The organism is Thalassovita gelatinovora (assembly GCF_001458355.1).
GTDB lineage: Bacteria > Pseudomonadota > Alphaproteobacteria > Rhodobacterales > Rhodobacteraceae > Thalassobius > Thalassobius gelatinovorus.
Genome location: NZ_CYSA01000026.1, coordinates 195,315 through 207,626 on the forward strand (window position 1 = coordinate 195,315; position 12,312 = coordinate 207,626).

Genomic DNA, 12,312 nt, shown 5'->3' on the forward strand with positions numbered 1-12,312 from the left:
ACCAACTGCGGAGGCTGCAACAGGCGTTCGATTTGCCATATGCTTGGGTCTTCACCAGTGGCGGCGGGCCCAACAGCACCGCGCGCACCGCGATGGGGGTCGGAAACCGCAATGGCGTGGTGTCTATCATGGCGGAACTGGGCGGCGGCGGCGCGGTGTCACCCGACATTCTGGCGATGACCGAACGTGGCTTGCAGCGGATTTTGCATACGCTCGGGATGTTGCCCGACTACAAACCTGACGCAGTCCGGGGCACGCGGGAATTTCATGCGCAGGGGTCGGTCTATGCTTATCAATCAGGGCTGTTCGAACCGCTGAAAGACATCGGCGATACGGTTGTATCGGGCGAAACCGTCGGGTTGATCCACCATCCTGATACGCCCCTACAGGCTGCCGACCAAATCGTTTCCCCCTACGAAGGGTTTGTGCTGTGCAAACGGGCGCTGGCGCAAATCGAACGCGGCGATGCGGCATTCCAAATCGCCCGTGACGCGGAGCAGCGGTGATGGCGTATCCGATAGACGTGGCAGATGTGCGTGCTGCGGCCAAAGGGTTGGACGGTATCGTCATCCGCACGCCGGTTCTGGAAAAACCCGATGTCAACGGAATGCTGGGCGGGCGGCTTCTGCTCAAGGCCGAGACCCTGCAACGGACCGGCGCCTTCAAGATCCGTGGTGCCTATTGGCGGATGCTTCACATGAGCGCCGCGGAACGCGCGCGGGGCGTCGTGACCTATTCCTCGGGTAATCACGCCCTTGGGGTCGCGCGCGCCGCGCAGATCCTCGGATCGACGGCGGTTATCGTCATGCCTGCCGATGCGCCAGAGGCCAAGAAGGCCGCGACCCGTGCGCTTGGTGCCGAGATCGTGACTTTCGACCGCGACTCCGAAAGCAGCGATGCGGTGGTCGAACATATCGAGAGCGAAACCGGCCGACTGGTCGTCGGACCCAGCACGCACCCTTTGGTGCTGGCAGGGGCGGGGACGGCTGCGCTGGAACTGCTGGAGCAGGCACAAGAATTGCGAGCCGATCTCGATACCGTTCTGGTGCCCTGCGGCGGGGGTGGGCTGACTGCGGCGACGGCCGTGGTGATGGCGGATACCTCGCCCGGGACGCAGGTGTTCGCGGCCGAACCTGATCTGTTCGACGACACCCGCCGGTCGCTGATCGCAGACAAGCGCGTCGGCAATCCTGCGGGGCGCGGCACGATCTGTGACGCGATCATGACCCCGATCCCCAATGCCGTGACCTTTCCGATCAACCATGCATTACTGGCGGGTGGGGTGACAGCCACCGATGCCGAGGTCCGCGCCGCAATGCGTTTCGCCTTTGAGCATTTCAAGCTGGTAACAGAACCGGGCGCAGTGGTCGGTCTGGCCGCAATCCTGAGCGGCCGGGTGCCGATCAAGGGCCGTGCGGTGGCCACTGTTATTACCGGGGGCAACATCGACCCGGCCCGCTTTTCCGATCTCCTTGGCGCAGCCGCCTTGACCCACGAAGGGACCATTCAGAAATGACCGAAACCACCAAGACAAACAGCGGCGTCATGGGCGCTTTTGAACGCTACCTGACCCTCTGGGTCGCGCTTGCCATGATCGCCGGGATCGGGATCGGCACTGTCGCGCCGGGGCTGGTCGGCGCCATCGCCAGCGCCGAGGTCGCCTCGATCAACCTCGTCGTCGCGGTTCTGATCTGGGCGATGGTCTACCCAATGATGGTCAGCGTCGATTTCGGCGCCGTCAAGGGCGTGGCGCGGCAACCTAAGGGCCTGCTTGTCACGCTAGCGGTGAACTGGCTGATCAAGCCGTTCACCATGGCGTTTCTCGCGGTGCTGTTTTTCGAACATGTCTTTGCCCGCTTCATCGACCCCCAGGATGCCGGCCAGTACATCGCTGGGCTGATCCTTTTGGGGGCTGCGCCCTGCACCGCGATGGTGTTCGTCTGGTCGCAGCTGACGCGGGGCGACGCGACCTACACGCTGGTTCAAGTGTCGGTGAACGATCTGATCATGGTGGTTGCCTTTGCACCCATCGTGGCATTTCTTCTGGGCGTCACCGACATTGTAGTACCGTGGGAAACGCTGGTGCTGGCGACTGTTCTTTACGTTGTGCTGCCGCTTGCGGCTGGGCTGGCGACGCGTCGCGCATTGCGCAGCCCGGAACGGATCGCAGCGTTCACCGCGCGGATCAAGCCGTGGTCGGTTGTCGGGTTGATCGTGACGGTGGCGATCCTGTTCGGCCTTCAGGGCGAGGTGATCTTGCAAAGACCCTTCCTGATCGCGCTGATCGCGGTGCCCATCGTGATCCAGTCTTACGGCATTTTCGCGCTGGCCTATGGTGCGGCCTATGTCCTGCGGGTGCCGCACCGCATTGCCGCTCCCTGCGCCATGATCGGTACATCGAATTTCTTCGAACTGGCCGTGGCCGTCGCCATCAGCCTGTTCGGTCTGAACTCCGGCGCGGCATTGGCAACCGTCGTCGGCGTTCTGGTCGAGGTGCCCGTCATGTTGTCTCTGGTCGCGTTTGCAAACCGGACCCGCGCAAGCTTCCCGAAGCCTTCGGCATGACAGTGTTCGACTTCGATACCGGGATCGCCCGGCGCCCGCACTCAAGGTGCATCCAATGGTTTTGGGGCAGGACGGTGCAGAGATTTTTGCCGCTGGCGTGGCCGACATGGATTTCTGTCCGCCGCCGGCCGTGTTGCAAGCGATGGCAGACAGGGTGGCGCACGGCGTTTTCGGATACGAGGCTGTGCCCGATGGCTTGCTGCCTGCACTGACGGATTGGCTGAAGGGCCGACAGGGTTGGCACGTCAACCCGACCCACATCCTGCGCGCGCCCAACGTGCTCAATATCCTCGCCATGGCCGCGTGCCTCTTCACTCAAAAGGGTGACGGTATCATCGTTCAGCCGCCTGATGATCGAAGAAGCCGCCCGGGTGTTGACCGGTTTGGCGCGGAAACCCGCAGCTTAAACCCTTCGCGCCTGCCGCTGCCGGATGATACCGAGGCAAGCCATCCCAAGGTGCAAGAATTGCGCGACCTCGTCACCTGGTGTGATGGCATGGTCTGGTGTTCGCCCGAACGGCACGGCACCATGACCGCTATCATGAAGGCGCAGATCGACTGGATTCCGCTGTCGCTGGACGCGAAAAAGAATCATTTAAATAACCGGAAATATGGTTATATTAATCCCCATGACAACGACCAGCCCCCATGCCCGCGCCCTTGCCGCCCTCGGCCACGATGCCCGCCTGTCGATCTTTCGCCTTCTGGTGAAGGCCGGTGACGGCGGGTTGCGGGTGGGCGAAATCGGTCAGCATTTGGGGCTGGCGCCTTCGACGCTGGCGCATCATCTTTCGACGCTGGTCGATGCCGGCCTCGTGCTGCAGGCAAAACAGGGGCGCGAGGTGTTCAACAAGGTCGACTTCCCGGCCATGCATCGCCTTCAGACTTTCCTGTCCGAAGAGTGCTGCATAGGTGTGACGACCCAATCCGAGGAGGATGCGGCATGACTCGCAAGCCTCCTTTTTTAGGGCCTGAAATAACTAATATACCGGAGATACGGTGATGAGAGATACGGCATTTTCAACCAACGGGCCGCGGGCCGTATTAAGGCATCTTTGGCAGGATCAGCGTGTCTGGCTGGCCTCGGCGCTGATCATCGGCGTTCTGATGGTGGTCGATCCGCGCCAAGCGGTGGACAGCACCGGCTTCGCGGCCGCGGCCTTGCTGCACACCGCGCCCTACCTGATCCTGTCCATCGCCATCGCTGCCTGGGCGGGGGCGACTGGCGCCGATAACCTGATCGCCAAGGCATTTACCGGCGCGCCGCTGCTGATGATCGGCCTTGGGGCGCTGGCGGGGGGGCTTTCGCCGTTCTGCTCTTGCGGGGTGATCCCGCTGATCGCGGCCCTGTTGGCGATGGGGGTACCGTTGTCGGCGGTGATGGCCTTCTGGCTGGCTTCGCCGATCATGGATCCGTCGATGTTCGTGCTGACCGCTGGTGTCCTTGGGGCGGAATTTGCGGTGGCGAAAACCTTCGCTGCCATTGGTCTTGGTCTGTTCGGCGGTCTTGTCGTTTACCTGCTGATGCGGGGCGGAGCCTTTGCCGATCCACTACGCGAAGGCATTGGCAATGGCGGCTGCGGCGGTTCGAAAGTCCGCGCCCCCCAACCTGTGGTCTGGCGCTTCTGGACCGAACCCGACCGCCGCGCGAAATTCGGCAAGACGGCGCTGACCACGACGCTGTTCCTGGCCAAATGGCTGACGCTGGCTTTTCTGCTCGAGAGCCTGATGCTGGCATGGATCCCGGCTGAAACCGTGACTGCGGCTCTTGGTGGCACCGGTCTGATGCCCATCGTCTCGGCGACCCTGGTGGGTGTCCCGGCCTACCTCAACGGCTATGCCGCGCTGCCGCTGGTTGGCGGGCTGATCGAACAGGGAATGGCGCCGGGGGCCGGCATGGCCTTTCTCGTCGCGGGTGGGGTCACGTCAATTCCCGCAGCAATGGCGGTCTGGGCACTGGCCCGACCGCAGGTGTTCGCGCTCTATATCGGGCTGTCGCTGACGGGTGCTTTTGCATCGGGACTGCTGTTTCAACTCTGGGTGTCGATGGCCTGAACACATGCGGCGAGGCACGTGGCCTCGCCGCCCCCACTTCAGGCAGAACAGAGCCATGATTCCAAGACTCATTTCGCGACAGCGCAACGTGATCGTCGCCGCCCTCGGCACATCTCTCACTGTCAGCTGGGCGTCCAGCTACTATATTCCTGCTGTTCTGGCGGTTCCAATGGCCGCAGAGTTCGGCCTTTCGCCGGTCTGGGTCTTCGGTGCCTTTTCCATGGCGATGGTCGTTTCCGCAATTGTTGGTCCTTGGGCCGGTGCGAGGATCGACAGTGTCGGTGGGCGTGGCGTCCTGATGCTGTCGATCCTGGTCTTCGCAAGCGGTCTCGGCATTCTGGCTGTTGCCCCTTCTCCGGTCATCCTGTTCGCGGGGTGGGGGGTGATCGGTCTCGGCATGGGGATCGGTCTCTACGAGGCGGGTTTCGCCACGCTGGCAGGGATCTATGGCAAGGACGCGCGCGGGCCGATTACGGGCATCACACTGATTGCAGGATTTGCCAGCACGGTCGGTTGGCCCTTATCGGGGGTGATGCTCGCGACCTGGGGTTGGCGCGAAGCCTGTCTCGGCTGGGTGTTGATCCACCTATTCCTGGCTCTGCCGCTCAACGCCTGGCTACCGAAAGGAACGAATTCAATCGTCAAGGCGAACGCCCCGGAAGAAATCGGAGAGCAACCATCGCGGATGGCGCTCGCGCTCCTTGCCTTTGTCTTTGCGGCAACCTGGTTCAACGCAACCGCCATGGCGGCGCATCTGCCTGGGCTGCTACAGACCGCAGGGGCCAGCACCGCTGTCGCCATCGCTGCTGGTGCCCTTATCGGCCCGGCGCAAGTCGCGGCGCGCGTACTGGAATTCAGTCTGTTGCGCCGCTACCATCCGCTTGTGTCAACCCGGCTTGCAGCAGCAGCCCATCCGCTCGCCGCTGCGGCGCTGGTGACATTCGGTGGGCCTGCAGCCTTCATCTTCGCGATCTTACACGGAGCGGGCAATGGCATCCTGACCATCGCGAAGGGTACGCTGCCGCTCGCCTTGTTCGGAGCGATAGGCTACGGGCAGCGCATCGGCTGGCTGAGCGCCCCGGCGCGCATCCTACAAGCGGCAGCACCGCTGCTCTTCGGGGCCGCCCTCTCGACATGGGGCTTGTCGGCCATCTATCTGACAGCTGGAATTGGAATGGCGTCGATGGCTGCGCTGATCATACTGAGACGAACTTGAGCGTCACAACCGGCACAACGCGATCCTCACCGTAAGAGGATCGTCTGGTTGCAGGCATGGCAGGGTTTCCGCATGTGCCCGCATGGCGGGTCGGGCCGAAATTTTGCCGCGATTGTGCGCCGCCGTTTTCTATGCAGGTTTCAGTTTGCGGTAGAAGCGCATCAGTTGCACACCGATGCGCACGGCCCAACCGGGAACTTTGGGCATCCAGACGCCGACTGCGGCCTGATAGGACGGGCGCTCTTGCTGGTGTTTCGCCCAGACAAGAATGCCCGGATAGGGGCGGAAATCAAAGCCGAGCATGTTGAGCAACACATATTGCGGCAACCACGCGACATCCGCGAGGCTTTGCGCATCGCCCACAAGGTACGCGTGATCTTGCAGGCGGTTTTCCATTCGGGCGAATACATCGGCAAGCATCTTGCGCGCGACCTCGATTTCCGCGTCGCTGAACCCGTCCAGCGAATGCTGATGAAATGCGATCAGCGATTTATCCGGCTGGATATCGGCGTAATGCGCCATGTCAGACCGGTTTTTCGATGCGCCGCCGGTGCTGCCATAGACCCAGGTCTTGATCGCTTTCATATGCAGGGACGCGGCCAGATCGACCCACTCTTTGGCTTCTGCGGCGAGGGTGGGATCGGCCGACAAAAGGGACGGTTCGGGAAACTTGTCTTCGAGATAGTACAGGATGTCGGCGGATTCCGTCACCACAACGCCATCATCTACGATCGCGGGCACCAAGCCCTTGGGGTTGATCGCCAGATACCAGTCTTTCAGGTTTTCCTGATGGCCAAGGTCGATTTCATGCGAGATCCATTTCAACCGCTTTTCTTCCAGCGCGATGCGCACCCGCATAGAGCAGTTGGACAGACCCGCGTGATACATATGGATGCCTTTGAGCGCGGTGATGTCGGGATTGTCAGTGGGAAGAATCGGCGTGGGGGGACCTTATCGAAGGGCCTGTTCTGCCGATGATGAACCAGCGGAACAGGCGGAAGGGCTGCTGACGGGCGGTTGCCCGCTAGCGCATGTTGAATAGCTCCTGATGGAAATCACTCGCAGCCAAGCCATTGGCCGCCAAGTCGGCGCGCAGCGCCTGCCCGAAACCGGCGGGGCCGCAGAACCACACGCTGGCAGCTTTCCAATCCGGCACCATTGCGCGAATCCGCTCGCCACTCAGGAACCCATCGCGGTCATCGACCAGAACGTGCAGCGTGATACCAGCGGCGTCCGCGTCGGCCTGCAGCCGCTTGAGCGCATCAGCGGAATGCTCCTTGGTGGTGTGGATCAGGTCGATGGTCTTGGTGCCCGGCGTCGTCGCTAACTGCTTCATCTTGGCGATGAAGGGCGTGATGCCGATACCGCCGCCGATCCAGATTTGGCGCGTGTTCGCATCTTCGAACGTGAAGCGCCCATAAGGTCCCTCAACGGTGGCCATCCCGCCGACTTTCAGGGTGTCGGGCAAGAGGTCGGTGTAATCGCCAAGGCTCTTGCTGATGAAGGTGATCTGGCCCGTTGCGACGTCCCACGCCGAGGCGATGGTGAACGGATGCTTACCTTCCTTGGGATCAAACGTGACGAACGCGAATTGCCCCGCATCGTGTCCTTTCCAACCGCCTTCCAGCGCGATGTTTACCTCGGTCGCGCGCAACTCGGGGTAGGTTTGAATACTTCCGACCTTGCCGGAAACCTTGTGTCCCCGGCCAATCTGGCGGGTCAATGTTAGGATCGCAGAATACGTACCGCCAAGCATCAACAGGGCCATAACGATGCCGAGGGGCGTGGCCCAGTGGTCAAAGGTGAGCATCGTCACCGCGTGAGCCGCTCCCGCCAGATAGGCAATCGCGATGAACTTGTGGGTGGAGAAGAAGGTTTTGTAGCGAATGCGTTTGATCAGGGCGACCGCAATCAGAATGACGGCAAGATAGAAGGCTTTTTCGCCCACAAATTCCATGACGCCGCGATATTCCCGGAAAAAGCCCTCGATGCCGGTCAATTCCGGCGCACCGGCCCCCGGGGTGCCGCGCTGAGGCGCTTCCATCATCCCCCAATCGACCAGCCATTTCGGCAGGCCCGACGCGATCCAGTGGGCAAACACCGTCACAAGCACACCGATCCCAAGCCACTTGTGCAGCCGATAGGATTTGTCGAGCCCGTTCAACCAAGGCTCGATCCAATTGGCCCGCGTGGCAAGGATCATGATGACGCTCATCGCGCCAATCGTCAGAACGCCCGTATATTGCACCAGCAAGTTGCGGATGGCGATAAAGCTTAAAGTGTCAGGAAAAGGTAAAGTCGCCGCGAGCCAAAACACGGTCAGCAAGGCGGGGATGCCCCACAGGGCGATTTTGATATTCTTCATGATCCGGGTCTTTCAATGCGATGGGGCGCTATCGGGGGTTGGCCAAGCGCTAAAATTAACGATCCGGTCGTAATACGTGGTCTGTCCGGTATTCCGTCGCGGGTTTGGTGGTTTTGCGACATTCATGGGGTTCGGGTGCAGAGATCGTTTTGCAGCATTTTCGCTATCCTTGCAGGGCGGTGAAATAGTCATCCCAATCTTGGTGTGGGCGACCTGCTGCGGTTTTGAAATCGCTCGGATTGTCGAGGGCGCCATCGCGGATGCCCTGATAAATCCCGGATATGACGGTGCCAATGAAATCGCCCAATTCTGCGATGCGGTCGGCCTTGTAGTCCTCTACAGAAACTGCGCGATAGACCAGCTTGGTCGCAAAAGCGCTGTTCAGGTAAGCGGCCAATTCCGCTTGGGTCAAACAGTCACCATGAAGGTTGTAGGTCTGGCCGTTATGTTCGGTCCCGGTCAGCATGCGGGCATAGGCATAAGCCAGCTCGGGACGGGTGGTGTAGCCACACCGGCCATCGCCTGCGCAGTTGGTGATCTCACCCGCCTTGCGGTAGCTTTCGATGTATTCCACATCCGGTTCGATATAAATTCCGTTGCGCCCGATGACCCAGTCAAGGCCACTGTCCTTCACGTCTGACTCGGTCTGGCGGTTGCTCTGGATCACGGGGGAAAAGCTCGTGCCTTCATCGGCGCCCTGAACGCTTGTGTAAACGATCTTGCTGACGCCCGCGGCCTTGGCCGCGTTGATCACGTTGCGGTGCTGCACGATACGCGTATCCGGGGCATCCATGCCGGACACCAGAAGCAGCGTATCGACCCCTTCGAGCGAAGGTTCAAGCTGTGCGGGGGCGTTATAATCGCCGGGGCGCACCTCGATGCCCAACCCCTTGGCCTTTTCGGGTGTACGGGCAAGCCCGATAATGGTTTCGCCGGTGTTCATGGCGATGAGCGCCCTGGCGATTGAGGCGCCAAGCTGGCCTGTGACGGCAGTAACTGCGATTGTCATTGGGTCTTCTCCTGAGTTGGCCGCTTTGATGGCGAACAGATAGGGGGGCCACGCGAATTGGCTCAACTTGCGCAGCGACGGTGACGCTGGTCAGTACGGGCAAGTCGCCTGCCGCAAAGGCTGGTGGGGTATTCCGCGTTGGTGAAATCAACCTGTTATGACAGTGGGCGCGCGGATGTCCTTGGTGCCCGGAATCGTGCCGCCAAATCCGTCACGTAGTCGGCGGGCCAGATCGAAAAAAGTCGCCGCGTCGCTGCCAAGTACAGACTGGATCGCAGCGTCGACATCCGACCAGGCGTCGACGATCCCGGCCAGCAGGGCATGCCCTTTTCCCGTCAATTCAAGGACGTGTCGGCGACGCGATGCAGGGTCGATCGCGCGCGTGATGTATCCAGCCGCCAGCAGGCGGTCTGTCATTGTGCTCATGCTGGCAGAGGTGACGCCGAACTGAGACGCAAGATCTGACTGGGAAACCGCGCCCATCCGGCCCATCGCATCAAGGACGCGGGCCTGACGTGGCTGGATGTTGAGCGGCGCAAGCTTTCGGCGCAATTCCGCCTCGATAAGGTCCGCACTGTGAAGAAGGCCGTGGAAATCATGTTGGTCAGTTTGCATATTAATAGTTAATATGCTAATATTAATTCAGATGCAAGATGCGACCTGTCATGCAAATCGATTATTGGAGCCAAGATGATTAAACTATCCCGCATATGTTCGCATTTCCCTTTGCTCGCTGCGGCCCACTTTCTGGGCGGCTCCGCCGCTGCGCATTCGAGCGAGAAAGATATCGCCAGCTTTTTCGCAACAGCAGATATCGTGGCAGGCCCCGAACGGGTGGACTGCACGCTTTCGGGCGGTACCGAAACGACCTGCTTTTCCATCACTGTTCGGCCGAGTCCGCGCAGCTACGCGCCGGGTCCTTGGTGTCCTACAAACATTTCTGATGGGGCCGAAGCTGGTGGGATCTGGTTTCTCAACGGTGAAACGGTCGATGTCGATGGTGCCTTCATCGCCAACCTCGCGGAGGTCTACGAGGATACCAACTGGCAGCTCTTTGATCCCGACACTGGCGCGGTGCGGTTCACCGGCACGCTGGAAGCCTGTGAGGCCGCAGCAAGGCCCGATGTCGATCCCGCTTATCAGAATTATTGCGTCCAGTGCCTGCCGGAATACCTGCCCGAAGACGCGACGCTTACCTATGTAATCCCGTTGGAAACGGTTCCCACCGATCAGCCGACACTCACGAACCGGACCGGGGCAGGGGTGGCCTTGAACGGCGTGCGTCTGGATGGGCCAGCCCCGGTCGATGCGATCCTCGGGGCTTATACCATCGCCCCCTTTGACGATTGCGGCGGCCATGTGAACCCGCATGTGGGATATCACTATCATGCTGTGACGGAATGCCTGTCCGATGCGTCGACACTGTCGGGGACCGCCGAAGACGCGGTGGCGGCGCATGGCGGCCAGATTGGCATCGCGATGGACGGGTATGCGATCTTTGCGCATCTGCTTGCCGATGGTCAGGCTCCCGAAGGGCTGGACAGCTGCTATGGGCATGAAGCCGAGGGGCTATCTTACCACTATCACGCCGGTTCGGCGGGTTCGAACAAAATCCTTGGCTGCCTTGCGGCGGAAACTGGTTGCACGCTCGTTGAAGGGCAGACGGTCTGCGATGCCAGCCGTCCTCCTCCCCGGCCCTGATCGGTCGGGTCAATAAATCCAGATCGGAGACGATACGAATGAACCTGAACCTGTTTCGCCTGGCCCCGATGGCCATGGTTGCACTGATCACCCTGCCTGTACCCGTGATGGCAGAAAATGCCGCCGTGTTTGCCCCGATCGAATTGGCCCAATCCAATGCCCCGCAAGGTGACCGTCAGGGCGGACGCCCCCCGCGTGAGGCGTTTGTGGCCTGCGAATCGAAGTCCAAAAACGACCGTTGCGAAATTGTCCTGAAGGACGGTGCGACGCTGAACGGCACCTGTCGGCAACCGCCTGCAGGACGGGATGATGCAATGCTCTGTGTCCCTGCCGGGGCCGCCCCCAAAGGCTGAAACCCAGAGCGGTCCTGAGGCCGTAACGGAGCGAATTTGCATGTTATTTTCACCTGTCCAGACCGAAGCGCCGGAAACCGGCGACCAAGATACCACGGCGCCTGGACAGGTGATCCGTGCGGTCTTGATCGTCGCCGTGCTTTGGTTGGTTTCAAGTCAGACCTATTACGCGCTGGTCGCGGCGCTCGACCTGGAACGAGGGTATGATGGTGCGCCGGTGCTGTTCACGGCCTACTACCTTGCTTGGGCCGCCATTTCCCTTTGGCTGTTTCGTTCCCTGATCGTCGGGAAACTGAACCGCAGCACGGTTGCGCGTGAAGGGCTGGTGATGCTTCCCATCCTGGTCTGCTTCGCGTTGTTCGTCGTTTATGTCTTGCCGCTGTTGCCGAAGGTTTCGGAATTGCGCGCGCCGTCCGAACCGCCTGAATTCATGTTCGCATCCGCATGGTACTATTTGCCAAAATCGGCCGATATCCTGTTTCAGCAAGTCCTGGCAGCGGCGCTCATTCTGACTGCGGCGCGAGCGGGATATGGCATCATTCCTATCGCGATCGGAATGGCGGCGGCTTTCGGCGGCTTCCATCTGCTTTTGGTGTTCGACGGCTTCACCCCGGTCTATGTTACCCGATTTACCCTGTCCGCAACGGTGTTTGGTGCGTTGCTTCCCTATCTCTACCTGCGTGTGCGCAGCGGGTTTCGCTGGGCCTATAGCTTGCACTGGGGGTTCTACGCTTTCGACGCGACCGTGACGCATTTCATTCTTGCAGCCCCCCCTTGGGTATGACCCACCCACCTGTCCCTTTTCTGAAAGGCCCGAAATCATGATCGGAATATCCCCATGACCATCAAAAGTATCAATGGCTGCATCGGGTGCGAAGAATGCGTCAAATCCTGCCCCTGCGATGTCATCCGAATGGAACGCGGCAAAGCGGTGATCACTTATCCCGCTGATTGCCAGATTTGCCATCTGTGCCGAATGTATTGCCCCGTCGACGCCATCGAGATGGCACCGGAAAAATCCATTCCCGTCATTACGCCTTGGGGATAG

The 12,312-nt window shown here is 60.6% G+C and carries 14 protein-coding genes and 1 pseudogene; 11 read left to right on the plus strand and 4 right to left on the minus strand.

Annotated elements, in window-relative coordinates; translation table 11 throughout:
* Positions 1-32 precede the first annotated feature (32 nt).
* From TG4357_RS14840 to TG4357_RS14870, 7 genes and pseudogenes are all read left to right on the plus strand, one after another.
* Positions 33-506, plus strand: coding sequence for a succinylglutamate desuccinylase/aspartoacylase family protein (locus tag TG4357_RS14840; protein WP_058263684.1), 474 nt, complete (start codon positions 33-35; stop codon positions 504-506).
* Entirely contained in the window at positions 506-1,516 is a 1,011-nt protein-coding gene (locus TG4357_RS14845) for a threonine ammonia-lyase (RefSeq protein WP_058263685.1), read from the plus strand. The genes TG4357_RS14840 and TG4357_RS14845 overlap by 1 nt, the downstream gene beginning before the upstream one ends.
* A 29-nt stretch (positions 1,517-1,545) precedes the next feature.
* Positions 1,546-2,565 carry an ACR3 family arsenite efflux transporter gene (gene arsB, locus TG4357_RS14850; RefSeq protein WP_168370979.1) on the plus strand — a complete coding sequence of 340 codons (1,020 nt, stop codon included), beginning with the start codon at positions 1,546-1,548 and terminating at the stop codon, positions 2,563-2,565.
* 335 nt (positions 2,566-2,900) lie between these two features.
* A pseudogene (locus TG4357_RS19840) lies at positions 2,901-3,142 on the plus strand (NAD(P)H-dependent oxidoreductase); the annotation flags it as partial.
* A 52-nt stretch (positions 3,143-3,194) separates the two neighbouring features.
* On the plus strand, positions 3,195-3,512 hold the full coding sequence (locus TG4357_RS14860) for an ArsR/SmtB family transcription factor (protein ID WP_058263688.1): 318 nt from the start codon (positions 3,195-3,197) through the stop codon (positions 3,510-3,512).
* Between the two features lie 55 nt (positions 3,513-3,567).
* Positions 3,568-4,620 (plus strand): permease, encoded by a 1,053-nt coding sequence (locus TG4357_RS14865; RefSeq protein ID WP_058263689.1) that lies wholly within the window; start codon positions 3,568-3,570, stop codon positions 4,618-4,620.
* Between the two features lie 55 nt (positions 4,621-4,675).
* Positions 4,676-5,836: an MFS transporter gene (locus TG4357_RS14870; protein WP_058263690.1), complete on the plus strand. Its 1,161-nt coding sequence runs from the start codon at positions 4,676-4,678 to the stop codon at positions 5,834-5,836.
* A gap of 129 nt (positions 5,837-5,965) precedes the next feature.
* Here TG4357_RS14870 and TG4357_RS14875 read toward each other — a convergent pair whose 3' ends face one another.
* The 4 genes from TG4357_RS14875 to TG4357_RS14890 form a co-directional block, all read right to left on the minus strand.
* Positions 5,966-6,724: a glutathione S-transferase family protein gene (locus TG4357_RS14875; protein WP_074646715.1), complete on the minus strand. Its 759-nt coding sequence runs from the start codon at positions 6,722-6,724 to the stop codon at positions 5,966-5,968.
* Positions 6,725-6,860: 136 nt separating this feature from the next.
* Positions 6,861-8,153, minus strand: coding sequence for a ferredoxin reductase family protein (locus tag TG4357_RS14880; RefSeq protein ID WP_233487533.1), 1,293 nt, complete (start codon positions 8,151-8,153; stop codon positions 6,861-6,863).
* Between the two features lie 211 nt (positions 8,154-8,364).
* A complete protein-coding gene (locus TG4357_RS14885; protein ID WP_058263693.1) occupies positions 8,365-9,210 on the minus strand; it encodes an SDR family oxidoreductase in 846 nt (281 codons plus the stop codon).
* 147 nt (positions 9,211-9,357) lie between these two features.
* Complete coding sequence (locus TG4357_RS14890; RefSeq protein ID WP_058263694.1) at positions 9,358-9,825, minus strand: MarR family winged helix-turn-helix transcriptional regulator; 468 nt, start codon at positions 9,823-9,825, stop codon at positions 9,358-9,360.
* Between the two features lie 75 nt (positions 9,826-9,900).
* Here TG4357_RS14890 and TG4357_RS14895 point away from each other — a divergent pair, with 75 nt between their 5' ends.
* From TG4357_RS14895 to TG4357_RS14910, 4 genes are read left to right on the plus strand one after another with little or no spacing between them, the layout of a single operon-like run.
* Positions 9,901-10,911, plus strand: a complete 1,011-nt coding sequence (locus TG4357_RS14895) for a YHYH protein (RefSeq protein ID WP_058263695.1) — start codon at positions 9,901-9,903, stop codon at positions 10,909-10,911.
* A 38-nt stretch (positions 10,912-10,949) separates the two neighbouring features.
* On the plus strand, positions 10,950-11,264 hold the full coding sequence (locus tag TG4357_RS14900) for a hypothetical protein (RefSeq protein WP_058263696.1): 315 nt from the start codon (positions 10,950-10,952) through the stop codon (positions 11,262-11,264).
* Between the two features lie 40 nt (positions 11,265-11,304).
* Positions 11,305-12,048 carry a hypothetical protein gene (locus TG4357_RS14905; protein ID WP_058263697.1) on the plus strand — a complete coding sequence of 248 codons (744 nt, stop codon included), beginning with the start codon at positions 11,305-11,307 and terminating at the stop codon, positions 12,046-12,048.
* 54 nt (positions 12,049-12,102) lie between these two features.
* Complete coding sequence (locus TG4357_RS14910; protein WP_058263698.1) at positions 12,103-12,312, plus strand: 4Fe-4S dicluster domain-containing protein; 210 nt, start codon at positions 12,103-12,105, stop codon at positions 12,310-12,312.